Annotated in this window: 20 protein-coding genes; 10 read left to right on the top strand and 10 right to left on the bottom strand. The window is 58.8% G+C overall.

What is annotated here, in order from left to right:
- Window positions 1-306: 306 nt before the first annotated feature.
- From BM449_RS05275 to BM449_RS05260, 3 genes are read right to left on the bottom strand one after another with little or no spacing between them, the layout of a single operon-like run.
- A complete protein-coding gene (locus BM449_RS05275; RefSeq protein ID WP_071800367.1) occupies window positions 307-927 on the bottom strand; it encodes an SAM-dependent methyltransferase in 621 nt (206 codons plus the stop codon).
- Complete coding sequence (locus tag BM449_RS14410; protein WP_145536925.1) at window positions 920-2,845, bottom strand: PIG-L family deacetylase; 1,926 nt, start codon at window positions 2,843-2,845, stop codon at window positions 920-922. The genes BM449_RS05275 and BM449_RS14410 overlap by 8 nt, the downstream gene beginning before the upstream one ends.
- Window positions 2,842-3,918 carry an acyl-CoA dehydrogenase family protein gene (locus tag BM449_RS05260; protein WP_205526851.1) on the bottom strand — a complete coding sequence of 359 codons (1,077 nt, stop codon included), beginning with the start codon at window positions 3,916-3,918 and terminating at the stop codon, window positions 2,842-2,844. The genes BM449_RS14410 and BM449_RS05260 overlap by 4 nt, the downstream gene beginning before the upstream one ends.
- 261 nt (window positions 3,919-4,179) lie before the next feature.
- Between BM449_RS05260 and BM449_RS05255 the strand changes: the two genes are divergently transcribed.
- The 3 genes from BM449_RS05255 (at window position 4,180) to BM449_RS05245 (ending at window position 5,716) form a co-directional block, all read left to right on the top strand.
- Entirely contained in the window at window positions 4,180-4,407 is a 228-nt protein-coding gene (locus BM449_RS05255) for a CsbD family protein (protein WP_311134035.1), read from the top strand.
- A gap of 255 nt (window positions 4,408-4,662) precedes the next feature.
- The gene (locus tag BM449_RS05250; RefSeq protein ID WP_071800365.1) at window positions 4,663-5,361 is read left to right on the top strand and encodes a hypothetical protein; all 699 of its coding nucleotides are present in this window, start codon (window positions 4,663-4,665) and stop codon (window positions 5,359-5,361) included.
- 115 nt (window positions 5,362-5,476) lie between these two features.
- A complete protein-coding gene (locus tag BM449_RS05245; RefSeq protein ID WP_311134186.1) occupies window positions 5,477-5,716 on the top strand; it encodes a CsbD family protein in 240 nt (79 codons plus the stop codon).
- A gap of 84 nt (window positions 5,717-5,800) precedes the next feature.
- Here BM449_RS05245 and BM449_RS05240 read toward each other — a convergent pair whose 3' ends face one another.
- On the bottom strand, window positions 5,801-7,279 hold the full coding sequence (locus BM449_RS05240) for an alpha-amylase (RefSeq protein WP_071800364.1): 1,479 nt from the start codon (window positions 7,277-7,279) through the stop codon (window positions 5,801-5,803).
- A 332-nt stretch (window positions 7,280-7,611) separates the two neighbouring features.
- Here BM449_RS05240 and BM449_RS05235 point away from each other — a divergent pair, with 332 nt between their 5' ends.
- Both BM449_RS05235 and BM449_RS05230 read left to right on the top strand, forming a co-directional pair.
- Window positions 7,612-8,565, top strand: coding sequence for an IS1595 family transposase (locus BM449_RS05235; protein ID WP_071799713.1), 954 nt, complete (start codon window positions 7,612-7,614; stop codon window positions 8,563-8,565).
- Between the two features lie 159 nt (window positions 8,566-8,724).
- Complete coding sequence (locus tag BM449_RS05230; RefSeq protein ID WP_071800363.1) at window positions 8,725-9,486, top strand: response regulator transcription factor; 762 nt, start codon at window positions 8,725-8,727, stop codon at window positions 9,484-9,486.
- A gap of 80 nt (window positions 9,487-9,566) precedes the next feature.
- Here the strand turns inward: BM449_RS05230 and BM449_RS05225 are convergent, their stop codons facing one another.
- Window positions 9,567-11,063: a dienelactone hydrolase gene (locus BM449_RS05225; RefSeq protein WP_233831121.1), complete on the bottom strand. Its 1,497-nt coding sequence runs from the start codon at window positions 11,061-11,063 to the stop codon at window positions 9,567-9,569.
- A 250-nt stretch (window positions 11,064-11,313) separates the two neighbouring features.
- Between BM449_RS05225 and BM449_RS05220 the strand changes: the two genes are divergently transcribed.
- The 4 genes from BM449_RS05220 (at window position 11,314) to BM449_RS05205 (ending at window position 15,003) form a co-directional block, all read left to right on the top strand.
- Complete coding sequence (locus BM449_RS05220; RefSeq protein WP_120352758.1) at window positions 11,314-12,969, top strand: SulP family inorganic anion transporter; 1,656 nt, start codon at window positions 11,314-11,316, stop codon at window positions 12,967-12,969.
- Window positions 12,970-13,051: 82 nt separating this feature from the next.
- Window positions 13,052-13,423 carry a VOC family protein gene (locus BM449_RS05215; RefSeq protein ID WP_071800360.1) on the top strand — a complete coding sequence of 124 codons (372 nt, stop codon included), beginning with the start codon at window positions 13,052-13,054 and terminating at the stop codon, window positions 13,421-13,423.
- 24 nt (window positions 13,424-13,447) lie between these two features.
- Entirely contained in the window at window positions 13,448-14,251 is an 804-nt protein-coding gene (locus BM449_RS05210; protein WP_071801998.1) for an N-formylglutamate amidohydrolase, read from the top strand.
- A gap of 35 nt (window positions 14,252-14,286) precedes the next feature.
- Entirely contained in the window at window positions 14,287-15,003 is a 717-nt protein-coding gene (locus tag BM449_RS05205; RefSeq protein ID WP_233831118.1) for a peptidase, read from the top strand.
- A gap of 675 nt (window positions 15,004-15,678) precedes the next feature.
- Here the strand turns inward: BM449_RS05205 and BM449_RS05200 are convergent.
- Window positions 15,679-16,443, bottom strand: a complete 765-nt coding sequence (locus tag BM449_RS05200) for an alpha/beta hydrolase (protein ID WP_071801997.1) — start codon at window positions 16,441-16,443, stop codon at window positions 15,679-15,681.
- Window positions 16,444-16,872: 429 nt separating this feature from the next.
- Here BM449_RS05200 and BM449_RS05195 point away from each other — a divergent pair, with 429 nt between their 5' ends.
- Complete coding sequence (locus tag BM449_RS05195; RefSeq protein WP_233831115.1) at window positions 16,873-17,751, top strand: MOSC domain-containing protein; 879 nt, start codon at window positions 16,873-16,875, stop codon at window positions 17,749-17,751.
- 19 nt (window positions 17,752-17,770) lie between these two features.
- On the opposite strand, the gene BM449_RS05190 is transcribed toward BM449_RS05195, so the two are convergent.
- The 4 genes from BM449_RS05190 to BM449_RS05175 all read right to left on the bottom strand — a co-directional run bounded on the left by BM449_RS05190 (window position 17,771) and on the right by BM449_RS05175 (window position 25,139).
- Entirely contained in the window at window positions 17,771-19,726 is a 1,956-nt protein-coding gene (locus BM449_RS05190; protein WP_071800357.1) for an alpha-amylase family protein, read from the bottom strand.
- Window positions 19,727-19,923: 197 nt separating this feature from the next.
- Complete coding sequence (locus tag BM449_RS05185) at window positions 19,924-22,080, bottom strand: HAD-IIB family hydrolase (RefSeq protein WP_071800356.1); 2,157 nt, start codon at window positions 22,078-22,080, stop codon at window positions 19,924-19,926.
- A 699-nt stretch (window positions 22,081-22,779) separates the two neighbouring features.
- Window positions 22,780-23,973: an alanine/ornithine racemase family PLP-dependent enzyme gene (locus BM449_RS05180; RefSeq protein WP_083544405.1), complete on the bottom strand. Its 1,194-nt coding sequence runs from the start codon at window positions 23,971-23,973 to the stop codon at window positions 22,780-22,782.
- Window positions 23,970-25,139, bottom strand: coding sequence for a DUF1611 domain-containing protein (locus BM449_RS05175; RefSeq protein ID WP_233831112.1), 1,170 nt, complete (start codon window positions 25,137-25,139; stop codon window positions 23,970-23,972). The genes BM449_RS05180 and BM449_RS05175 overlap by 4 nt, the downstream gene beginning before the upstream one ends.
- Window positions 25,140-25,208: the final 69 nt, after the last annotated feature.

Here is a 25,208-nt window from a genome sequence, read left to right as displayed (position 1 = left end):
TTCAACTCAAAGTATGTCAAAGAACAGAGCCTGTGAGCACCTGGAATCTTCCGTAATTCTTGATTCAGTCTTGAGTTAATCTAGAGCTTGGTGCCTGGACATGAGTTTCGTCTTGTGTTCGGTCTGTTTCGACAGAATTGAACAGACTTGAACAGACTTGCTTGGACACGCTTGAAACTTGGCGTTCTCTGTTGCTGCGCTGAACGAGCAGAATATTGCTGAATGCTTTCCCAGCGCGTTGCTCACAGCACCTTTGTGCGGGCATCCAGAATAGGCCCACAGGCCGCTAAATCTCTGCTGGCATGTCTACGAGTTGATTTTTGTCAGTAGATCGAGACGGTAGTCCACCCTGCACTGACGTTCTTCAGATTTCCATGCCACCCCTTCCCATTCAAGGAATGTTTGGTGTACTTGGTCTGCAGTGAGTGGATAGTGCGTTTTGCCTGTGTAGTGTACCAATAACAGGCTGCCGCCAGGGATTAAGGCATTAGCGATGTTGGAGCGTAAAACTTCTAACTCTTGCTGCGAAAGATAGTTGGCAACTTCTGATACCAGGATCAGATCAAATTGTCCATTTGTGAAATCTGTGCTGAGATCACGTCTTTGGAATCTGACGTTATTGAGGTATTTGCAGCGCACTTCCGCTTTCGCGAGGGCTACTTCCGAGATGTCAGTGGCAAGTAATTGATTGCACCTTAAGGCCAGTTGCTGTGTCAGTACACCGATGGAGCAACCAAGTTCTAGGGCATTGCAATAATGTAGCTGTGGTAGAACTGCCAATGTTGCCGCGTATTTTGCTGCTTCGTATGGGCTTGATTCAAACGCCCATGGATCGCTGTTCTGTGTGTACAAGAGATTGAAGTAGTCACGCCCAAAGCAGCTGGAGCCGCTGCATGTGGCTTTGATGTGTGGTGTTACTTCAGTCATCGTTTGGCTCAATGAAAAGTTCCCAAGGCTGTACGAAGTAGCTGATCATTTCCGGCCTCAGCACGAATCCTTCTGGATCGTCATGGATTAATGTACCCAGCTGAGAACGGTGCTGTGCGATAGCGTGTTGCTTTTGCAGCAGTATGGATGAAATATCGAGCCTCCAGGCACAGGCTTCATGGCTGCTTGGTGCTGCTTCATTGTTTGCATCCTGCCAAGCCCAAATTGGATATTCCAACCAGCGCGGGCGCTCAGCCAAGCCAGCGAAGGTTGATCTCAGCAGATGCCAAGTGGCTTTGTGATCGTCATGGGGATCTCGTCGCCATGGCACCAAAACGGTGTTCGCTTCAAGTTCAGTGAATAGATCTCTAAGGCGTCCAATCGTTTGGCCAAAGGCTGGGGTGCAAGGTTGTGGTAATTCGCCATCGCCATAGCGTAGGAACGTTGCTGCGTTCGGTGAGACTCCAAGTGCAGTGAGGGCGTTGATTGTTTCACCCTCGCGCACTTCTGCGAGCTTTTCGTACGGATGCGATAGTGAGTTTGGATGGGAGCGCGAGCCGTTCGTCATCAACAGAACCTTTGTGGGGATACCGCTCTGGGCAAGTAAGGCCAGCAGACCGCCGCAGCCCAGGGTTTCATCGTCTGGGTGGGGAGCAACGATGACCGTTGACCCCAAAGCCAGTGCTGCCTTTGCGGGACGCAATGGATGACGCTCTGGCTCTTCGAGTAATGATTTGGGTAGCAGTGGAGTTGGCATGATCTGGTTTCTGTGGGGTTTGACATCTGCATCGATCTGACCGAATCGGTAACGCGCCTGATTGAGGCGCTCCGTCATTGTGATTGGCCTCAGTGAGGCACAGATTTCGCGTAAGGAATGCAGGGTGGCTCCAATCTCTGCCCCCTGTCCTGGCAGAGGCTTGTCTGGCGTCATGATTAACGAAGACGGTGGAATGCAGCCAGGATTCCCAGCGCATAAAAGCCCTAATCTGGCCAGACGTGCCTCGGCGTCTGCAGCAGATTCAACCAGTACGAGTTCCGCATGGCGGGTTTGTTGATCCCAGCAGTCAAGTGCGTCGGCTAAGCCGCCTTGTGCCCTGCCGACCATGCGTGCTGATGTCTGGACCCTGACTTGCGCGCTATGACGAAAGCGACCACCTGAATCAATGATGGCTCGATAGAGGGCCACGTCTTCGCTACTCCGCTGGAGTGGCATGCCGCCGGCCTGTACGTAGGCGGCCGCAGTGACAGCGAAACTTGCGCCGAAGTGCTGGTGATGCCTGGGAAATGGATCATGCGCTTCTGGGGCGTAGAGCCAGCGCAATTCTTCCATTGCCCGTCGGTAGGCAATATCGAGAAATAGGAACTTGCGTACACCTGCTTGCAGTTCGGCTGTTTCTTCTCGATGGAGAGTAATGCGGCCGCCAACGCCGACCACACCCTTGGCAATCTCTGCCTCGGTCTGGGCTATCCAATCGGTTGCTGGCCGTGAATCAGCGTCAGTGGTGAGAATCAATCCGTTGGGGCGCCCAAGCTTTTCAAAACGGGCCAAGGCCACGTCAAAAAGTGCTTGGCGTGCACGCCCCACATGGGCCGTATCGGCGTCAAAAGATACGTCAGCGATGTGGAGATGGAGCTGGTGGAACTGTCTGCACAGATCGAAGCCAACTGAAGCTGTGGAATCGCTGCAGTTGTTCACTAGAACGATGACCTCGAAACTGCTTGGATCGAGCTTGGCACCGGCAAGATTTCGCTGAGCGGCTAGGGCAGCAATGAGTGCTGGCAAAACCGCTTCCTCGTTGCGAGCCGGGACAACCACACAAGAACGTAGGTTTGGATGTGGTGCTACCAGCCCTAAATCCAACGACCGCGTGATCAGCGCATCCTTAATTGATCCGCCCGCATACTGGATTGCTGTCATAATGACCACCTTGCGGAATGGCCCTTAACAGATTGTCCGAGGGCAGCAAGATCATGCTCCGCATGACTCTGACGCAAGAAGACGGGGAGGTCTGCGCAGCGCTGGGCATGAATGGCATCGCTACAGAGCAGTCCCGGGCCCAGTGCCCGCCCCGTGCGCTGCAAGACGTCGTTGGCCGTTGATTCCACAGTGGCTCGCACGCGCAGCGCGGCTGACTTGGTGTCTGCCATTGGATGGGTGTCGATCCATGTGGCGGTTTCGATGAGCAGCGCACGGGCGGCGCGCAAGGTGCTGTCCATGGCGCCCAGATGGGCGGCGGCATGCGGATCGCTGGCAACTTTCGAAGATGTGGCAAGTGCTTTAGCGATGGCCACTGTGGCCCCGTACCAAACCGCTGCGATGCCGGCACCGCCCTGCCAGAAACCGGGACGGCCGCCATACTCTCCTTGACCACCGACTGCGACTGCAGGAACACCATTGAGGATGACTGTGGCACTTTCAGTGGCCGACATCCCGACCGCATTCCACTGCTGAGTTTCAATGCGGAGCCCAGGTTGGCGCAGCTGCAGCGCCACGAGGATCGGTTGCTCATCCTGCGTCCAGGCCGTCATCAGTGCTGAATCGGCCAGTGCCGCCCCTGAGCACCAAGCCTTCGTTCCGTAGAGCGCGCCTCCGTGTTTGCCCGCAAGGAATTTGACGCGTGATTGTGGAGTTTCGGCGGCCCAGACCGCCCAGATTCCTTGACCTATCGGACCGTGGAGTTCTGCAAGGATGGCCAGCGCATCGGTATGGCCTTCATAGACTTTGGCCAATGAAAGATCGTTGGCTCCAACTTCGGCTAGCGCTTGCCAGCGTTGCAGTGTTCTGCCGTCAGCTGGTCGTGGCAGGTCTGCCAGCTTGTTGGCCAGTAGCGCCCGCATGGCAACACCCACCATGTCAGGCGTGCGAAACGGCCGCTGTAAATGGCTCAATGCCTTGGTGATGCTGATTTCACCGGGCCCTGTGGAAGGTTTGAGCGTCATCGAACATTTCGCACGTTGCTCGTAGAGCAGTTCAAGAGATGGCGTGCTCACCGACCTTGTGGCACCATCCGGCCCGTGCACCCTGTTGATTCATTCGCTTGATTGACAGGCCCCGTTTTGTTACCACTCCTTCTGCGGAGTATTCCAGGGAGTATTCCAGCAGGCATGGGATCGTTCTCGTGGAGGTACGATCTCATCTAAGCTGTACTTGCGAAAGCCAGTTCTCAAATCCCAGAATTAATCCATAAGGACTCAAGGATGATGATGGATTAACGGTGGCGACCTCCTTGTGCCCTGTTTTATCTTGAGCGCATGCATCCAACTTTTGCGGATGCGCAAACAATCGAGGTTATGATGGGTTTGACTCAGAAAGTGGCGGCCACTGCCAAGGATATTGAAGGCAAGATCCAGGAACAGCTCGGCAAGGTTATTGGAAATGAACAGAGTGAATTAGCAGGCAAAGCCAAGCAAGCTGAAGCTGGCGGCGAGCACAATACTGATCAGGTGGCTTGCGATACGCAATCCTTTGCTAGCCGATAGTTTCGGCTGTGCTTGTTCTTGTCGTGGCCTTTTCACCCAGGCTGTGAATGCCGAACATTGGCCGAGAACAATCCATGGCAGTTCGCGTTTCAGGCCGCTTCAGTTGACCATCAAACCTCAGCTCTCATTGCCGATAGTGAGATAGGAGTTGCTGATGGCTCTTCATTGGCCTGTCTTTTGTCGTCGTCCCACTGCATCGTGTCACGCTGAGTAGCGCTGCACACTTTTTCATTGCCCACCCCTATTTGTACTCTGATGACTGATAACACTGTGAATGCAACCAACAGCGCTCCTGCTGCCAAGGAGCCATTCGCTTCAAGTGATGAGGCCTGCTATCAGGCTTATGCTGACTTTGCTTCCCTCTTCGAACAGGCAGACTCTGCGACTGCCACGGCAGCTGGCCTGGTGGAAGTGACGATGCCGGATGCCTCCAAGACCTCCTGGCTTCAGATCACCAGTAATGCCCTGATTGGTGCGACAGAGAATACAACGTTGACGATGGTGCTGGAGCGTGCGATTCCACAAGGTGTTGCGATTGCCCTGGACGTGGCCTGCAAGCCTCAGTCCTGGGGGCTTGAGCCAGGCTCCATGCCGACACAGGAAATCCTCAGGCGTTTCCGCCCATTGGCTCAAGCAGCCACTTTAATTCGCTGTACACCCGAAGAGGCCGACGGCTTCTTTTCATGTCGCGATCCATTGAAGATTCAAAACTCTCTCCCCCAGCGCCCCGGGGTGGTGATCACGGCAGTGGATGGGTCCGTTGATTGGTGCATCGGTGGAAGGATGGGCAGCATGGGCGCCTTGATGCTCAATGATCAAGACAACTTTTTCTCTGCCCTGATCGAGTCGTTGGCTGACCGTCCCGAGCTCTTGGGCCATGCAGGTCCAGGTTCTGATTCCAATGCTGATCCTGATGAGCTGACCGAAGCCCTGCTTTCTGCCGCCTCAACGTAAGCAAGGAGCTCATGCCAGCTATCAACGGCAGACATGGACGAGGCTACAGATTTAATCAAACTGAACTCAAGGAAGTTCAAAGGTATTTGGTGAGTTGTAGCCCTTTGCATGGCCTATGGTTACTGCATACATCCATCTTGCTTGGATGTTGACCATTACAAAGGAGACAATCATGGGATTAGGTGAAAGGGTTGAAGCTACGGCCAAAGACCTTGAAGGCAAGGCACAGGAAACCTTCGGTAAGGTAACCGGTAGAGAAGAAGATGAGCTTGCTGGCAAAGCCAAGCAAACCCGCGCCAGTGTTCAACATGCTGTTGAAGACATGAAAGACGACGCACATGCCACGATCAACTGATTAGTTGTTCTGTTTGTTTGGCTTTCAAATCGAGTCTGCATACACTTTTCGGAGTGTATGCAGATTTATTTTGTTCTTTTATACCTAGTTCTTCGGCACCCAGACTGACACCGAAGCTCCCTTGCAGCTGAATTCCCCCCAGCCTTCGTCGTTAGTGGTGACGCTATCTGAAATATGTTCGGTGATGTCATGAAAAACGCTGTTGGGCTTGCCCACCTCCATCCATTTGCGCCCATCATCACCGCTGCTCAGCAGCACCGCCATGCCGCCGGGGTTGTCCTTGTCGCCTGAGCGCGTCCAGCCGATGGTGCTGGGGTGGTCAAAGTAGTCGACCTGGTCACCGTAGGCGTAGTTGCTGCGTACAAGCAAGAACTTGTCGATGAGCCAGCGGTGGCTATCGAGCCAGATTTCGTATTCGCCGCCGTCGCTGCCCTTGTCTTTGTAGTGTGCGCCGTAATAGTCGGCGTAGAAAATGCAAGGGTAGCCATCCTGACGCAGCAGGATCAGGGCGTAGGCCAGGGGCTTGAACCATGGCTCCACAACGGATTCGAGTGATTGCAGCGGCTGAGAATCATGGTTGTCCACCAGCGTTACGGCCAGGGCTGGCTGATCTTTCACCAGGGTATTGTCGAAGATGGTGCTGAGGTCATAGTCGTTGCCGGCTTTGCTGGCTTCGCAAAAGTTGTAATGCAGTGGCGCATCAAACAGGTGCACATCTCCGCCCGTTTCCTTGATAAAATGATGCAGGGCCTCAATTTCATAGGACCAATACTCACCCACGGCAAACAGCCTGCGCCCGGAGGTTTTGCGGCAATGCTCTAGCCATTGTGGAAAGAACCCGGCCCGTACGTGCTTGACCGCATCAAAGCGAAAGCCATCCACCTCGGTCGTTTTGGTGTACCAGGCCCCCCAGTCATTGAGAGCCTCGCGCACCTCCCCAGACTTCATGTCGAGGTTGCAACCCATGAGGTAGTCAAAAACGCCTTTCTCTAGATCTACATTCTCGTCAAACTGTTTGCCTTCAAAAAGGTAAACAGCTTCGTAATCTGGATTGTTGTCGTCATAATCTATGGCCGTAAAGTGCCACCAGTGCCATTCCATTTCGGAATATTGACCCTGTCGACCGGGAAAATTAAAATGGGTCCACACTTTGACCGTGCGTGGTTCGTCAATCGCTTCATGGCGGTTGGCCTCGCTCATGGGTGTGGCTGTCACTTCTTCGAAGTTGTCAGCGCCCATCTTGTGGTTTAAGACCACGTCGGCATAGACACGAATGCCTGCTTCTTTGGCGGTTTTGACCGCACGCACGTAGTCGTCTTTGCTGCCGTATTTTGTACGAATGCTTCCTTTTTGATCAAACTCGCCCAGGTCGTAGAGGTCATAAACGCTGTAGCCAACGTCGTAACCGCCTGCATTGCCCTTGTAGGCGGGAGGAAGCCAGAGTGCCGTGATCCCTACGTCGGCCAGATCTTTAGCATTATCAGCAACTTCGTTCCACAAACTTCCATCGGGTTCATTATACCAGTGGAAATATTGCATCATCACGCCATTCAGCTCAGACATTTTCCATCGACTCCCTATCGGGAATTGGCTTAGGGCTTATGTAGTTTGACAGGGGTGCCTTGTCTTTCCTGCTGGTTTGCATAGAGATTTCCTGGAGTTTCTGCGCGCTTGTTCATCTTGGCTTGGCTTTCAGGCTCGTTGCTCTCTTGCTAGCTTCGTTGATGTCTGCCCGGGCCAGGCAGCCAGTTCTCTGTCTTTGCCTTATCTCAGAACTGTGGAATGGCCAATGGCACATCATTCCAGGCGCTATTGGCCATCTTGATTAGGCAGCAAGCTCCGCAGGCAGCCCTTTTGGGATCTAGGCTGGTACGCATATACCAGTCGTCAGTGCCATGGCTATGAATCGGATCCAGTTCCAGGCCAGCCTGTCGCTGCCCCAGTTTATTGAGCTCTACGGAACCGAGCAAAAATGTGAAGTTGCCCTGGAACAGGCGCGCTGGCCTGATGGTTTCCGTTGCCCACGTTGTGAGGGCAAGGAGTACGGGCTCATCATTGGCAGGCGCCACAAGCGCTATCAGTGCCGGAGCTGTCGTCATCAAGCCACCCTCACGGCCGGTACCATCTTGGAGGCAACAAAGTTACCTCTGACCACCTGGTTCCTTGCCTTCTACCTCGTCGGCCAAGCCAAGACAGGAATCTCCTCACTAGCTCTGAGGCGTCATCTCGGTGTGAACTACCGAACGGCATGGTTGCTTCAGAACAAGATCATGCAGGCAATGAAAGAACGTGATGGCGCCTATGTCCTCAGAGGAAGGGTGCAGGTGGATGATGCCTACCTTGGCGGAGAACGCTGTGGTGGCAAGCCTGGTCGTGGATCGGAGAACAAGGTGCCGGTCGTGGCAGCCGTCTCTGTCGATGAGGCGGGCCACCCCCGGTATATAAAACTTGCCACCGTGCCCACGTTCTCTTTTGCCGCTATTGCTGATTGGGCCCAAGATTCACTGGCGATAGGCTGTGAAGTGATCTCCGATGGGCTGGCTTGCTTTCGCGCCGTTGCAGAAGTCGGTTGCTTCCATCATCCTGTGGTCGTAAAGGGTCGTCATCCCAATGAATTACCAGAATTCCGTTGGATTAACACGGTGCTCAGCAACTTGAAAACCAGCTTCAGCGGCAGCTTCCATGCCCTTCGCTTCGAAAAGTACGCTGATCGCTACTTGGGCGCCTTCAGCTACCGCTTCAATCGGCGGTTCAATCTGGCGGCAATGACCGAGCGTGTGGTTCATGCCATCTGCAGCTGTCAAGCACGGCCGGAACGACTCCTGAGGTGTGCGGAGTTTGCTACCTAATCGAGTTGGCCATTGAGCCTTTTTGCTTACTGCGTATCAGCCGTTACCCGATTGTGGGTGGCTTGCTAGAGCACCCTGCCAGGTAACAGTTCTGCAATGGAGCAGTCGTGATAATCTGCGAACGCTGGTTTTGTCAATCACCATTCCCTGCTGCCGCTGATGACCAGGCAATTTCTGGCGAAGCCCTGCATCCTGCTGATTGAAGACAACCCAGACATGCAGGAGCTGGTGGTTGCCTTTCTCGAACAAGCTGGTTTTCGGCTGGAATGTGCGGAGGACGGCATCAAAGGGCAGGCCCTGGCCATGCAGGAGAACCCGGACCTGATCCTGCTGGATCTGATGCTCCCCAAGGTGGACGGCCTCACCGTTTGCCAACGGTTACGCCGGAATGAACGCAGCGCCGGGGTCCCGATCCTGATGATCACGGCCATGGGCGAAACCCACGACAAAGTCAGTGGTTTCAACTCAGGCGCCGATGACTACCTCACCAAACCCTTTGATCTTGAGGAGTTGCTTGCCAGGGTGAAGGCCCTGCTGCGCCGCAGCCAGCGCGCCACGCTTTCCACCAAGCCCAACGAGATCCTCAGCTTTGGTCCTCTCACCTTGGTGCGTGAGCGCTTTGAGGCCGTCTGGTTCGACAAAGCGGTGCGGCTCACCCGTCTGGAATTCAATCTGTTGCATTGCCTGCTCCAACACCACGGCCATGCCGTGCCACCGCCGCAGATCCTTCAGGAAGTCTGGGGCTACGAGCCTGATGACGACGTTGAGACGATGCGGGCCCACATTCGCCATCTGCGCACCAAGCTGGAACCCGATTCCCGCAAACCCCGCTTCATCAAAACGGTGTATGGAGCTGGGTATTGCCTGGAACTTCCTGCGGATTCTGATCCGAAGCAGGCTGATTCCGCCCCCGCTCCTTGAGCCTTGGCAAGGCCCTGATCCAGGTTGTGGTGATGATCGAACGTCCTGCTGTTGCGTCGTTTCAACGCTTCAGTGTGTCTTTAGGGATTGGCAGGCACCGGTAGCGTTTTTAGCTGAGGTGTGACGTTCATCAAGGGATAGGTGTTGTCCCCCCAGCCATCGGGCGGCAACAGCAACGCTGCGTTGGGGCCCGGCGCCGCTGCAGGCCCTGCCGCGAAGGCGGCGTTCGTCCAGGCCAGCAACAGGCCTCCCAGGGGGCCACCCCCTTGCGCCAATGTGGCGCGCAGGTTGAAGTGAGTGCCGCCTTTGGCCAGCACGAACTGGTGGCCGCCGCCCACGTTGCGGGCCTCCTCTGCCATCGGCACGATGGCTTCTGGCCCGGAGGGAACGACCCAGTCATGGGTGCCGCTCACCAGCAGCACGCGGGCGTTCATCTGGCCGGCTGCCCCCACGTCGAACAGCAGCGACGTCACCGGACTCACGGCCATCACGGCCTTGATGCGTGGATCAGCCCGCCCGGCCCGGTTGGCCGATTCGAGGAAGCTGCACTGGAGCACCCAGCTGAGATTGCGCGACGGATTGCGCAGGCCCGGGCAGCGCTTGATGATGCCGGCGTTGCTGGGCTCTGCGCCTGCGAGTTGCAGCATGTCCGTCGCCCCCCACGACTGGCCCATGCCCACCACCGCGTCGGTGCGCAGGTTGGCGGGAAGGTTGCTGAGCGTGCCGGCGGCAGCGGCATCGATGGCTGCCGAGATGTCCATCGGCCGCAGGATCATGTCGTCGGGGTTGGGCGGCGGCGCTTCGCCGGCGAGCATGGACCGCTGCTGGCTGAGGTCGCTGCCGGGGTGGCGGGGGATCAGCACCGTGTAGCCATGGCTGGCCAGGTGCTTCCCCCAGCCCTCAAAGCTCTCGGGATCGTCCCAGAGGCCGTGGGAGATCACCACCAGCCGGCCGTTGGCCCCTGTTCTCGGCACCACCGACACGACCGAGAGCGGCTCGGGCCGGTAGCTCACCGGGATGGTCTGCTGGGCCAAGCGGATCGCCCGCGGCCCCAGCTGACTCAAGGCAGGATCGATGTCCGCCGCGGGAATCGTCTTTGCCAACCGTTCACCTTCCGCCTGCTGACGGATCAGCCGGTCCACAGCCAACACGGCCTGCTCGAGATCCAGGCTGGCCGACTGCCCCGGGATCGCTTCGAGCAGATCGAGCAGGGTGGGCGACGTCTTGTTGGTGCCGGCTCGGTTGAAGACGGCCGCCAGTTGGCTGCCGTCGAGCTCCTGGGGCAATCCCTTGACCTGGAAAATGGCCGCAACGATCGCCAAGGCCTCGTTTAGAAGCGGCGATTCCACGGACGTGTCGATGAAGCGACTCACCTCCAATGGCAACGGGGTGTTCACCAGTTCCACGAGCTTGCGACCCAAGGCCCCATTGCTGGCCTGATCCAGCTGGGCCAGATCGCTGTCGCCTCGCAACAGGCTGCTGGGGTTGCGCAACTCAGCCAGTTTCACCGTGAGATTGGTTTGCAGCAGGGGCAGCGGCACCACGATCTCTTCGAGGGCACGGGCGGGAGCCCCCAACCCCAGAACCAGCCCCAGAACCGCCAGGCCGCTGCCGCCGCCGTTGGAGATGAACCGCCAGCGCAGGGCGGGTTGAACGCGGGTCCAAGGTGTGTGCTTAATCAGTTCCCGGTATCAAAGGGTGATTTCACCCCCATGCTGGGCATGAATGGGCCAAAAGAATCTTCCCCCTAGCCAACGGACGCCTTCGTTCTCTTCACGGGTGTCCGTCAAACATCGATGACCATTGCCTGTGTCAATGACAAGTCCTATGCCAAGCCAGATCCTCAACCACATTGGCCGCAACAACCTGCGCGGTGATTTCTTCGGCGGGCTCACCGCGGCCGTCATCGCCTTGCCATTGGCCCTGGCCTTTGGGGTGGCCTCCGGAGCTGGCGCGGCGGCCGGCCTCTGGTCGGCAGCGATCATCGGTCTGGTCACCGCCCTGTTTGGCGGCACACCGGCGCTGATTTCCGAGCCCACCGGGCCGATGACGGTGGTGTTCACGGCGGTGCTCGCCAACCTCGCCACCAAGGCCGACAGCCCGGCCCAGGCCCTGGCGATCGCCTTCACCGTGGTGATGCTCTCCGGGGTGTTCCAGATCCTCTACGGCGTCTTCCGCCTGGGCCGCTACATCACCCAGATGCCTTACACGGTGATCTCGGGCTTCATGAGCGGCATCGGCACGATTCTGATCGTGCTGCAGATCGGGCCCCTGCTCGGTCAGGCCCAGCCCACGGGGGGTGTGATCGGCACCTTGCAGAGCCTGCCCCAGCTGTTGCAGGGCGTCCAACCGCTGGAATCGCTGCTGGCCCTGATCACCCTCGCCGTTCTCTGGTGGACGCCGGAGCGGATCAAACGGCTGATCCCGGCCCCGCTGTTCGCCATGCTTCTTGGCACGGCCATCTCCCTGGTGGCCTTCCAGGGGGTGGAGCTGCGCCGGATCGGTGTGATCCCCAGCGGTCTGCCCCAGCTCACCCTGCCGGCCCTCACTCCCGATGTGCTGCAGCTGGTGCTGATCAATGCCGCCCTGCTGGGGATGCTCGGTTCGATCGACTGCCTGCTCACCTGTCTGGTTTCCGACAGCCTCACCCGCAGCGAACACAAGTCCGACAAGGAGCTGGTGGGTCAGGGCCTCGCCAACATCGTGGCCGGCCTCTGCGGAGCCCTGCCTGGATCGGGGGCGACCACCGCCACGGTGGTCAACATCCAGGCCGGCGGCCGCACCGCCCTGTCGGGCATCCTGCGCGCGCTGATCCTCGCCCTGATGATCCTGGCCGGCTCAGGCCTGGCCTCGCGGATTCCACTGGCCGTGCTGGCGGCGATCGTCTTCAAGGTGGGGATCGACATCGTCGACTGGGGCTTCCTGCGCCGGGTGCCCCAGCTCTCGCCCAAGGGTGCCCTGATCACCTATCTGGTGGTGGCGCTCACCGTGCTCGTCGACCTGATGGTGGCGGTGGGCGTGGGCATTTTCCTGGCCAATATCATCACGATTGACAAGATGAACAGCATGCAGACGCGGGCTGTGAAATCAGTCTGCACGGGTGACAATGATGCCGAACTCAGCGATTCCGAACGTGTCCTGCTCAACCAGGGCGGCGGCCGCGTGCTGCTCTTCCAGCTCAACGGCGCCATGATCTTCGGGGTGGCCAAAGCGATCAACCGGGAACACAATGCCATCGCAGACTGTGATGCCGTGATCTTCGATCTCAGCGAGGTGGTGCATCTCGGACTCACCGCTGCACTAGCGATCGAGAACGCCGTCGAAGAGGCAATTGAGGTGGGCCGCAACGTCTATGTGGTGGGGGCCCGCGGCACCACCTTGAAGCGTCTGGAGAAACTCAAGCTCTATGAACAGCTTCCTCAAAATCACATCGACCTCACCCGCCACCAAGCGCTCGTTCATGCGGTTGAAGCGTTGGGCTGAAGCACTCGCTGCGTCAGCGTCCCTGCCTGGCCAGGCAAGGAATGACGGGTCTAGGCTTGGATTTGCCTCAACCAATGCAGTGATGCCTGTCAATCCCGTCAGCTGGTTCGAGCTCAACGTTGCCGACATGGAGCGCGCCAAGGCGTTCTACAGCGCTGTCTTCCAGGTCACGCTTGAGGACATGTCCCAGGACGGCATGGCCTATTGGTGCTTCCCGATGGACGACGGCGTGGTGGGTGCCGGTGGGGCGCTGATGCAGATGCAGGGTGCTGAACCTGGCAAGGGTGGCACAACGGTCTACTTCGCCTGCGCAGACTGCGCACTGGAGGAGAGCCGTGTGGCCGCCGCCGGCGGAACGGTGTGTCGCCCAAAGATGGCGATCGGTGAATTTGGCTTCATCTCGATGGTGATCGACACGGAAGGCAATCCGATTGGCCTGCATTCGCTCAAGTGAGTGGCTGTTGAAGAGCGGGCCAAGATGAACCCAGAACCGCTGCTGGGGGCGAACGATCCGGCCGTGTTTCGCCTTGTTCGCCCCGCTGGCGAATCAGCTTTTTTTCTTACTGCCGACCATGCCGGCCGCGCCATTCCCCGCAGCCTGAATCGCCTCCACTTGAGTGATCAGGTGCTGGAGACCCATGTGGCCTGGGATCTGGGCGTGGCCGGGCTGGCCGAAGGCCTATCGGCCCAACTCGATGCCTTCTTGATCCTGCACAACTACTCACGGCTGGTGATCGACCCCAACCGGCCGCTTGAGGCGACGGACTCGATCGTTGACCACAGCGAGCACACAGCCATTGCCGCCAACCAGACGCTTTCGTCTGCCGCGCGGCGGCAACGGATCGAGGAACTGTTTGAGCCCTACCACCGCCGCATCGCCGCTGAGCTCGATTCCCGTCTCCAGCGAGGGCAGCCAAGCGTGCTTGTGGCCCTGCACAGTTTCACGCCGGTGTACGCCGGCGTGGTGCGCCCCTGGCCTGTGGGCGTGCTGCACGGCCGCGACGGGCGCCTGGCTGGGCGTCTGCGCCAGGAGCTGCGGCGCGAGCCGGGGCTCCTGGTGGGGGAGAACCAGCCCTATGCGCTTAGCGACAGCACCGATTACACGGTGGTGGAACACGGTGAGCGGCGCCGGATTCCCCATGTGGAGCTGGAGATCCGCCAGGATCTGCTGGCCACGGAGTCAGGCCAGCAGGAGTGGGCCGATCGGCTCGCCAGCGTGCTGGAGAGATCCCTGGCGGACGGGCTCCTGACAGGCGCAGACGCCAAGCCCTTCCTAGGCTGAGGACTCGATCGTCCGCAGGCGGCATGACTTATTGCGTGGCCGTGTTGCTGGAGAGCGGCATGGTGTTCGCCTCGGATTCGCGCACGAATGCGGGCTTGGATGATTTCGCCAGCTTCTCGAAGATGACGGTGTTTGAGCGCGCCGGCGATCGGGTGTTGGTGCTGCTCAGCTCCGGCAGTCTGGCTGGTACGCAGGCGGTGATTGGTCTGCTGCGTCAGCGCGGCGAAGCAGGAGATGGCCAGGCCACTGTGTGGACGGCGCGGACGATGTTCGATGTGATGGGGCTTGTGTCCGATGCGGTGCGGGCGATCGGGCAGCGTGATGGCCCCTACCTGGAGGGATCGGGCGGCGGATTCAATGCGTCGTTTCTGGTGGGCGGCCAGCTGAAGGGCGAGCCGCCCCGGCTGTTTCGGATGTACGCCGAAGGCAATTTCATCGAAGCCAGCGATACCACACCCTATCTACAGACGGGTGAGGCGAAGTATGGCAAGCCGATCATCGATCGCGTGATCCATCCCGACACGACGCTGGGGGAAACGGCCAAGTGCGTGCTCGTTTCATTTGATTCGACGATTCGCAGCAATTTGTCGGTCGGGATGCCGATTGACCTGATTGTCTACAAGCGCGACAGCCTGGCGATCACCCACCGCCGCCGTTTCGCTGAAGGCGACAGCTTTTTCAGGCAACTCAGCGACGAGTGGAGTGCCGGGGTTCGACAAGTGTTTCGTGAATTACCAGAGCTGGTTTGGTGAGGTTTTCGAGCTCAAATTTTTTAGCTGGCATTGATCAAAAGCTTTCGGTTGGCATTGATCAGTTGTGAATGAAGAGCCAGCTGTGCTCGAGAGGCCTAATACCAGCCCCTTTTGTTGTTTCGGTAGCGGAATTGCTGTCGTCGCGAGCGATTGTCGTTGTCCTGTTTCCAGCGCCTCTCCGGCCGGAGGCGGGGAATGTTATTCGTTCGATACCACTGATCGCGAACAGAATAAACTGGCCTGCTGCATCCGTTAAAGGCATGACACCTGAGCCTTGGGTAGTAAAACTGCGGTGCCGTAAAGAAAGGTTGGTTGCGGCCGTAGAAGCCGGACTGAATCGGTCCGTAGACGTTCGGCTGACCGATCTGAATAGAAAGGCCCACTTGAGCGACAACCGGCATGGCAGGTGTGATCGCAGCCAGCAGGGCCACCAACGGAGCGAACGGTTTCATGTTGGTCGCGCAGCGGAATGATCAACCCTAAAGGGATCCGATCGTGCTGGATAGAGTTCTCATTTTATGGAAGCCATCTCATGAAGAGCCGGCGATCGAGCCGCTTCCATCAACGAAGATGCGACTGAATCAATCTCGGCCCCATTTTATCCCTTCGGTTCAGATCTTTGCCTGCACGCTTTGGATAGCCTTACAAAACAAGTGCCTTTGATCTTGGCTGGCATCACTGAAGAAACTGATGGATTGCGTTGTAGAATTTGTTGTTTTCCGAAAGAGAATTATGCCCAGAGTTGTTGATCACCACTTGGGTGAGCTGGACGCGGCTCAGGCTGGCGGCTAAGTTATCAGTACGTTTTTTGGATATCACCCTGTCGCCATCCGCCGATAGGATCAATACTTTTGAATCGATGGCTTTTGCCCTGCTCGCAGAATCAAACTTGTCTTTCAGTAAGATCCAAATAGGATAAAAAGGAAATTGCTCTTGGGCGACATTCTCGACACTATCGAAAGGTGTTACTAGCACTAATCTGCTGACGGGACGCTGGGATGCAACATAGGTTGCCACTCCACTGCCAAGGCTGCGCCCAACAACAAAGACGTCGTTGTACATTGATCTTAGGGAGTCATAGAGCTGCAAAGCATCAGCATACAATCCATCTTCCTCTGGGTACCCCGAGCTTCCGCCATAGCCCCTGTAATTCATTAAATAGATGGAGAATGATGGCAATCTGGCTTGAAACTCCATGGCCGTAAACGCCATGGACTCTGCATTGCCGCCAAAATACAAAATCGCAGATTCGTTCCCCTCATTTAAAGAGATGACGCGAATCTTTTGCTCATCGTTTTCGAGGATCAGCTCATTGAAATCATGATCAATCTTGCTGGTGGGGAAATAAATCAAGTTGCGCTGAAAGAAGAACAATAAAAGCCCACCCAAAAAGTATGTGGCGGCAATGGCAAGCGGGATTGCGAGAAAGTTTCGATGCATTGGAATCATTGCCTAGGTGTGTTTTCTCACCAGGTCATTCAGCGATCAGCAGCCGATTGAGGCACTGCTGAGGCTTGAGGTTACCGAGAGCCATGTGGCACCTGCTGCCGTTACAGGTCTCCAGGTAGCGGGGTAGCCAGCGGTTTCGACCAGCAACGCGCGGGCAGCTCGCCATGTGGTGTCAGTGGCGCCCGGGCGATGCGGCGGAGCGTGAAGCGTTGGTGCCGGAGTTCCACGGCCTGCTGCAGTTGCTGCGGATCAAGCGTTGTCGACTGATCAGTGGTAGCCGGGCCAGTGGCAGAGGGGGGGACTACGCAGATAGTCACGGCTGGTTTCAGTCGGCTTCAGCTCCGGTCTGCTGCGAACGTTGTCGCCTCCAGGCTGGGGCTTGGATGGTTCCGGTTTCAACGGCGGTCGGCCGCAGAAGGAATGGTGGAGACAATGGGCGCGGAGCTGGTCTCACGCGACACGTCGCAGCTGCTGGGCCGGGTGGCCGCGCTCTGGCGCTACCCCGTGAAATCGATGCTGGGGGAATCGCTGCAGTGCCTCTCGGTTGACAGACGGGGGGGCTGCGGTGACCGCGGCTGGGCCCTCTGGGATCACGCCACCTCCCGGGTGGCCAGTGCCAAGAACCCGCGCCTCTGGAGTGAATTGCTCGGCTATCGGGCCCGCTATCTGGCGGAACCCGAGGCTGAGGCGCTCCCCCCGCCGGTGGCGATCACGCCGGTGGGGTTCGCCAACGGACAATCCGAAAGCCCCGACCTGCTCAGCTCAGGCCCAGATCTGGCCAGGCGGCTCTCCGGCCTGCTTGGGCGCCAGGTGAGCCTGCTCGATCGCGCCCCGCAGGACGCCAGCCTAGATCAGTACTGGCCTGAAGTGCCGGAGCGTGATTTCCAGAACGTGGTCAACGAACTGGTGCTGCCCCATGGCACCTTCTTCGATTCCTGCCCGATCCACGCCATCACCACCGCCAGCCTGGAGCGTTTGCGGGCCCTGGCGCCTGGGCTCGATTTCGCTGCAGAGCGCTTCCGCCCCAACCTGCTGATCGAGCCGGAAGCAGGCGCCGAAGGCTTTGTGGAGGCGGGCTGGATCGGCCGCACGCTGCGACTGGGCGATCAACTGGAGCTGCGGGTTGACGACGCCTGCCCGCGCTGTGTGGTCACCACCCTGGCCCAGGGCGCCTTGCCTCAGAACCTCGAAATCCTGCGGGCGACCGCTCGCCATAACAAGGTGGAAGCAGGCATCCGGCTCTCGGTGCTGCGGCCGGGTGCCCTCAAGCTTGGGGATCCGGTGGTGTTGCTGGGCTGATTGGCCGGCGTGACGGGGCTCAGGTTTCGGTTAGCCAGTGGAACTGCTGGCCGCCAACGGCCAGAACTCCGTCCTGCAGGAGTGGGGAGCGGCCGCTGGCGAGATCCACCAGCCGGCCCCTTGGGTTCAGGCCATGGCGGGAGAGGGTCTCCAGGTCGATCCCATGGGCGCTGCTGTCGAAATTGGCGATTACCACCACCAGGTCGGAGGGACGCTGGGGGTTGAAGCGCACCATGCCGAGCAGATGATCATTCGCCAGGGGCAGCAGTTCGCGGTTGTTGAAATCAGCGAAGGCGGGGATCTCCTTGCGGATGGCGATCAGTTTTTGCATCGCCCCAAACAGGCTGTGTTCCACCGTTCCCGCCTGGTTGCGCCGCTCGGCCCGTTTCCAATTGATCTTGTTGCGGTGCACCCAGCGGTTGTCATGGCTCTTGCTGGGATCATCGGAGAAGCTGTAATCGTTGAGGGTGCCGATGGCGTCTCCGTTGTAGATCAGCGGGATGCCACCGAAGGACAGGATCACGCCGTGCAGCAGCAAGATCCGGTCGATGGCCGCTTGGATCAGGGCCTGATCGTCGGCTTCCAGTGCGGTTTCCAGGCCCGCCAGTGAAGCCAACGAACCGCAGATTCGGGCATCGCCTGTGGCATCGTCGCGGTTGAAGGCCAGCCCCCTGGCCTGGCCGTCGAAGCTGCCGGTGAAATAGTCGGTGAGGAAACGACGGTGGGCGCGGGGTTCATAGCCGACGGCCCGGATGTCCTGATCATCAAAGCCGAAGCCGATGTCGTCATGGCAGCGGACGTAGTTCAGCCAGGTGGCCCGGTCCAGCTTGCCTGGCAGGCTCTTGAGGCCCTGGCAGAGAAGTTTGGCGTTCTTGGTGGCGGTGGCATCCCAGAGCAACGCCATCAAGGTGGCGTTGTAGGCCACCTCGCATTCCTTGGCCACGATCGCATCTTCGCCAAAGTATTTGGTGACTTCCACCGGCGCCACGATCGCCTCGGCGATGAACAGCACGCTCGGCGCGGTGACCTGGCAGCAGTCTTTGAGCAGCTGCAGGATCAGGTGGGCCTTGCGTTCGTTCTGGCAGGTGCTGCCAAGCCGCTTCCAGAGAAAGGCCACCGCATCAAGGCGGAGCACATCGACACCCTGATTGGCCCAGAACAGAATGATATCGACGATCTGGATCAGCACCTCTGGATTGGAGTAATTCAGGTCCCACTGGTAGTGATGAAACACACTCATCACCCAGCGCTGCATCTCCCCACTCCAGGTGAAGTTGCCGGGATCGGTTCCAGGGAACACCTGCGGCATGCTTTGCTCGTAGATATCGGGAATCCGCCGATCTTCGAAAGTGTAGTAATAATCCTGGTAGTGAGTCTCCCCTGCCTTGGCCTTCTGGGCCCACGCGTGTTCATCGGAGGTGTGATTCAAAATGATGTCATGAACCAGCAGGATCTCGCGCTTGCGAAACTCATCAGCCACTTGGCGAAATGTGTTGAGTGTTCCCACGCGCTCATCGATCTGCCGGAAGTCGCTTACGGCATAACCACCATCACTCTGGCCAACTGGACATTTCAGAATCGGCATGATGTGCACCATGTTGATGCCCAGCTCCTGGAGGTAGCCGATCCTGTTGTGGAGCAGGTCTTCCAGGTTTTCGGCGAACCCATTGGTGTAAAGAGCCATCCCCACCCACTTCTGGGAGAGAAACCAGTTGTGGTCACGCTCCCGCTCCATGTCGAGCTCCTCCAACTCGGCGCTGCGTTGGATGTAGCCCGTCGCCATCGTTTCAACCAGATTTAGGATCTGGATGTTGAAATCATCGCGGTGGCCGTAGAGCGTGCTGAACAGGGAGTGGATGGCATAGAAATTTGCCCCCAGCCGTGTGTAGAAATGGCGTAGGTCTTGGCGGCGAATTTCGGGCTTGAGATCGTTGAGGATCGAATTCAGCAGGGAATGGGAAACTTGTTCGTACATTCAAGACAAGGGGGAGAGCTGATCTGGTGGGGTGCTGGCTCAATCGAACGGCACTAGGCGGACGTTCTATAACCGACGCCCGAAGCCAGGGCTGGAGCGGATGGCTGGATCTGATCGCTGGATCTGATAGATGAAGGAGGATGACCGAAAGCGGATGGCTGAACGCTAGAAAGGATTCCGGTTTGGGCTCGGCTTGATCAGCTCGAAGGGGCAAAATCCTGGGGCCTGCTGGAGAAGAAGTTGTAGTGCTCAATGGCTTCAAGAATCCCCCTGCAGTGGGCTCCCTGGGCAAAATACACACGCTCATTCTCACGAAGGTTGGAGAGTTCCTCCCAGTGGCGATTGGAAACAACCACGCCCAGCATGTTGCCCCGCAGCATGTCCTCATCGCCGCCGGACCCCCCGGTGACCAGGCTGCGCTCCAGGGGGATCCGCCGCTGGTTGAGCACGTAGCGCAACGCCTGTCCTTTCGAGGCCCGGGCCGGAATCACATCGAGATACTGGCCGAACGACAAGATGGCATTCACGGAGAGTTCCCGTTGGCGCAGGATGGATTGAATTTCTACCAGCGGTGGGGCCTCTGCAGCATCGTAGAAGTAGGAGAGTTTGTAGCGACTCTGTTCTTCCTTGCCCTGGGTCTTCAGGCCGGGAATGCCCTCCAGAACGCGCCGCAACACCTTGGGCGTCCAGACGTGGTCGATGTGGTGGCTCCAGGCGATGTCGCCGAACAACTGGGCTGAGTAGTGGATCTCTGTTCCCAGGCTGGTAATGAGCACATCGGGGCTGGGGATGCCATAGGCCCGGATCAGCTTCAGGACCGAATCAAGCCGGCGGCCGGTGGCGATGCCGAAGACGAACTGGCGGCGGTGGCGGCGCACGGTTTCGATGAATTCGCGCAGGGCTTCGACATCACCCAGCAGTGTGTTGTCGATGGCCGTGAACAGGGCGCGGCGGCGGTCGATCTGCCTTCCGGACGAAGCGGGTACGGCGCGGCGCGCCTGATGGCGATCGGTGATCGGGCGGATCCGCTGCAGATAGCTGCTGGCATGGGCATCCCAGGAATAGTGCGTCTTGACATGGCGAAGGCCGTTGCTGGCGCAGCGTTGCCAGAGTGCCTGATCGGTGAGCAACTGTTTCAGGGCACTGGCGATCGCCCCCTTATCGAGTGGATCAACCAGAAGCCCGTTTCGGCAGTTGCCGATGATGTCGACGGGGCCACCGTTCTCGGTGGCCACCAGCGGTAGTCCGCAGGCGGCCGCCTCCAGCAGGGTGAGACCGAAGGGTTCGGTCAGGGCTGGATTGATGAATACCCCCCCCGAGTCGGCAACCTGCCGATAAATGCCTGGAACGTCGTCGGAGTTGTGATGCTTGGGAAGTGCCGCCAGGCCATAGAGCTCGTGCAGATCGATCGCCAACAGCAGCTCGGCAAACACACCCTGGGCATTGTCGCCAAGGTCGCGGATGTCATCGCGGTTGCCAGCCACTATCACCAGATTGGCCAGCTGTTGCAGGCTGGGGGATTCGCCATAGGCTTCCACCAAGGTGAGCAGATTCTTGCGCGGATCAGGCCGGCAGAGCGCCAGAATCATCGGCTTGGTTGGATCCTTGAGCAGTCGATCCAGGGTTGGGGCGAGCTGGCAGGGGGAGTCTTTCTTGCTGGCGGGATGAAACAGCTTGAGATCGGTCCCAGGCGGAATCACCGCCATCTTCTCCGGAGTGTAGTAGTCGTAGAGGCCATATTGATCCTCCATTTCATTACGTGTGCTGGTGATGATCAGCTCGGCATTAGCGAGAACATTTTCTTCGGCAGAAAAACGCTCAGCCATGTGATAACGCTCTTCGATCTGCTCGATCGTGGTGCCCATCGCCATCAGCCGCCGCCACTTATCACGCCCGAGAGAGTGGCCGGTGTGGATCAGGGGGATGCCGGTGGCCTTCGACAGCCGCACCCCCACATAGCCGGCATCGGCGTAGTGGGTGTGAATGATGTCGGGCAGGCGCGGCTGGTTGTACATCCACTCGAAGACGTTGTCCGCCAACGTATCGAGATGGGGCCAGAGGCTTTCCTTGGCGATGTAGGCCGCAGGGCCTGCTTCGAGGCGCACAATGCGGGCTTTGTCTGCCAATTCTTCGATTGGTTTGGCGTAGTCGTCGCTCACGGAGGCATCCACCACCCGCCTGGTGATCAGATCGACCTGCTCAATGTCAACGTGCCTGGCCAGGGCTCTGGCCAGCTCCACAACGTATTTCGTCTGACCGCCAGTATCGGCATCGTGGCCGAGTTCGAGATTCTCCCCACGGATTAGGCCGTGAACGCTGATCAGCAGGATGAAGAGGGGGCGGTCTGCTGGCATTGATGTGCTTATCGCTTACAATCTTCCTCAACACTTGCTGCTCTTGGGCAGAATCCGTGGTTTACAGGATTCTGTCGCTGAGGACTTTGTGGGACGGCCAATCAAGTAAACATGCAAGATTTGGTATTTTGTGAAGTTGAGCCATTGGAAACGTGCTGATCAAGTTTCATTCGCTCAAAAGTGAAGTAGTGTGGATTCTAGAGGAAACTGAGCTGCCAGTTGCTGGAGTTGCAGTTGAACTTAAGGCTACATTTTTTGCGTGAATTCTTTTAACTGTATGTGCCTTGAGCGAGCGCGCCTAAGGCCTGAACATTAATTGAATGTCTTCGTCACTTGACAATACCTACCATTGTTCAGTGGTTCTGTCAAGTTTTAGCTGTCGTTCTGGCTTGGCTCTAGCTTGCTTGCCGATGGATTTGCGGTATTTCCTCAAGTCTGACCTGCTCCGTATGGCGGATTCTTGCCGTTCGTCTCCCTCGGCCACTGGCCACGGGAGCAAGGGCCGTCCTGTCAGTTCGGTCCGTTCGGGGGTGGGGCTGGCGGCAAAATTCAATGTCCAGCTTGACAATCCCAGTGCTGGCGTCGATCTCCGCTGGTTATCGTCAAGTGACGATTACATGTGGATCCTGCACTCTTTCCTTGCTGATTATCAGACAAAGCCGTGATTTGTTTATTTGACTTCTGCTTGTTCGGTGCCGTTCAGCTTGTAGTCGCGACTAGCGCTCGTTCCGAATCTCCCTCCAGAGTCGTCCCTGGTTGACTCCCCGGCCTTGGTGCTTGAGCCGTAGAGGCTGCCGCTCCTCTGGGAGCCTTGGCTTCTCCGTCGATGCACAGGCGCTCCACAAACAGGCTTGTCATGGCACGCAACAGGGCGCTGTAGTTCGGTGAGAAGCTCAGTTCCTCGCCCACGCTCAGGGGATGATCAGCCTCCACCACCAGGTGATCGCTGCTGGCTCCCACGATTGAAACGCCCGGCGGCGGCTCCAGACCGGCAGGATCAACGTCCTGAAGGCCAAGGGCTAACAAGCCACGCTGCCGCAGGCCCCGGTCTTCGCGTAAGGAAGGTTGGCGGGGGCTTTCGTCGCTGAAGCTGGTGAGGCCTTGCCTGCCCCAGGGCCGGGTTGGCTTGGTTTTCACTTCGATCAGTTCACCCACCAGCTTGAAGGCGTCGGTGTGGAGGCCGGGGATAGCGGTGCGGCCCAGGGGTTCGCGGCCCAGCAGCAGGGCCTCGCCCAGGCGCAGATGGTTGATCCGGCCGGGTGCTCCGCCTTGCTCCAGCCAGGGGAGATTGGCGGAATTCCCGCCTGAAATCAGCTCCAGGCTGATGCCGAAGCGGGCTTCCAGGGCGTTGGCCAGGGCCGAGAGTTCGCCCATGTTGTCGGCATCGGCCGCCACCCCGTGCTGGCAGCCCAGGTTGCTGCCGATCCCCACCAGCCGCAGCGACGGCAGGCCCAGGGTGAGTTCGGCGATTGCCGTCAGATCAGGCGGCAGGATCCCCTCGCGCAGATCACCGAGTTCCACCATCAGCAACACGCCATGGCGCCGCCTTTGGCGCAAGGCCGCCGCTGCCAGGGCTTTGATTACCACGGGTTCGCTGTTGCAGCTGGTGGCGGCATGGGCCACGACCCGTTCCACCTGGCTGAGCATGGGCGTGCGGATCAACAGCAGTGGAGCTGTGATGCCCGCATGCGCCATGGCTTCAATCGTTTCGAGGCGTGAATCCCCGATCGAGCTCACCCCGGCGGCCAGCCAGAGGTGCACGATCTCCGGCAGTCCGAGAACGGCCTTGCTCACGCCCGAAACCGAAATGCCCTGGCGTGCCAGGCGCCTCACCAGGGTGATGGCGTTGTGCTGGAGGCGGCCGAGATCGATCTCGAGCCGCGGGGCGCTCACGTCACCGCCGCCAGTTCCCCTGCCAGTTCTGGGAAGGCCCGCATCACCATCTGGACGAGCCGCTCGGGCGGGCAGGCCAAGGCATCGGTGACTGGAATGTGCAGTTCGGCCTCGTAAAGGGCAATGGCGGCGGGGATTTCAGCGACCTCCATGCCCTCATGGTTGAGGGTCATGCCGATCACCCGGGTGGGGGCGAAGGCCTCGATCAGCGTGATCTCGCTCTGGGGGGTGGGCATCGCCACCTGCGGAAAATCACAGCGATAGCGGCGTTTCGGCGCATGTTGCAACACCACGGCCTGGGGCTGGCTGCCGCGCAGGATGAAGGTGGAGGAGAGGTAGGCCGGATGGCTGAGGGCGCCCTGGCCCTCGATCACGATCACCTGGGGCTGCTCGGTTTCGTAGGCCAGCACCACGGCGGCTTCCACTTCGCCGGAGCAGAACTGGGACGGGATGGCATCGAGCGGCAGCCCGTAGCGCCCGCCCTGGATCATCCCGGTCTGGCCGGTGGAGACCAGCACGGCGCGGATGCCATGGTCGTTGAGGGCCTGCACCAGCAGCGTGGCGGTGGTGCGCTTGCCGATGGCGCCATCGGTGCCGAGAACGGCGATGCGCCGGCAGTGGGCCCTGGCGATCGCGCCGCTGAACAGGCGCAGGTCCTTCAGGGCCGGTGGACGCCGGACATCCTCAATCGTGACCTGATGGAGCGCGGCGGCGGCGGTGAATTCGGCGTCATCGCCGAGGAACTCACGCAGGCCATTCACCAGGCCGAGGCCGGCGCGAACGGCGCCGAGGAGCACGGCACGGTCGGTTGGGCTGAACAGACCATCGGCGGGGGCCATGCCGTAGATCAAGGTCCGCAGTGGCGCTCCGCCGAGGGCAAAGGCCGCCTCCAGGTCGGCCACGACCGGGATGCCATTGGCCACACCATCCAAGAGCAGGCCGGCATCGGCGCCGGCGCAGAGGCTGTCGATCACAGCCGCGATTCGGAAGCGCTCGCTGTGGCGCACCAACCCATGGGCCGTCTTGCCATCGGGGCTCATGAACTGGCCCTCGCAGTAGATCACCGCAGGAATGCCGGCTGGTGCGGGCGGTGAAACGGGAGCCTTGGGGGCCAACGGCGCGTACTGCACCATCGGCAAATCCAGGGCTCCAAAAGGGGATGCCACGTGTTTATTCAGTTTTGATGACTCAGGGGAGACGACCGAATGGTCTGCCGATCTCCAGGACCGGGCAGG

It is taken from the genome of Synechococcus sp. SynAce01, assembly GCF_001885215.1.
In the GTDB taxonomy this organism is placed as follows: Bacteria; Cyanobacteriota; Cyanobacteriia; order PCC-6307; family Cyanobiaceae; genus Regnicoccus; species Regnicoccus frigidus.
The sequence above is the reverse complement of the archived record's forward strand: the minus strand, read 5'-3'. Positions and strand labels throughout refer to the sequence as shown.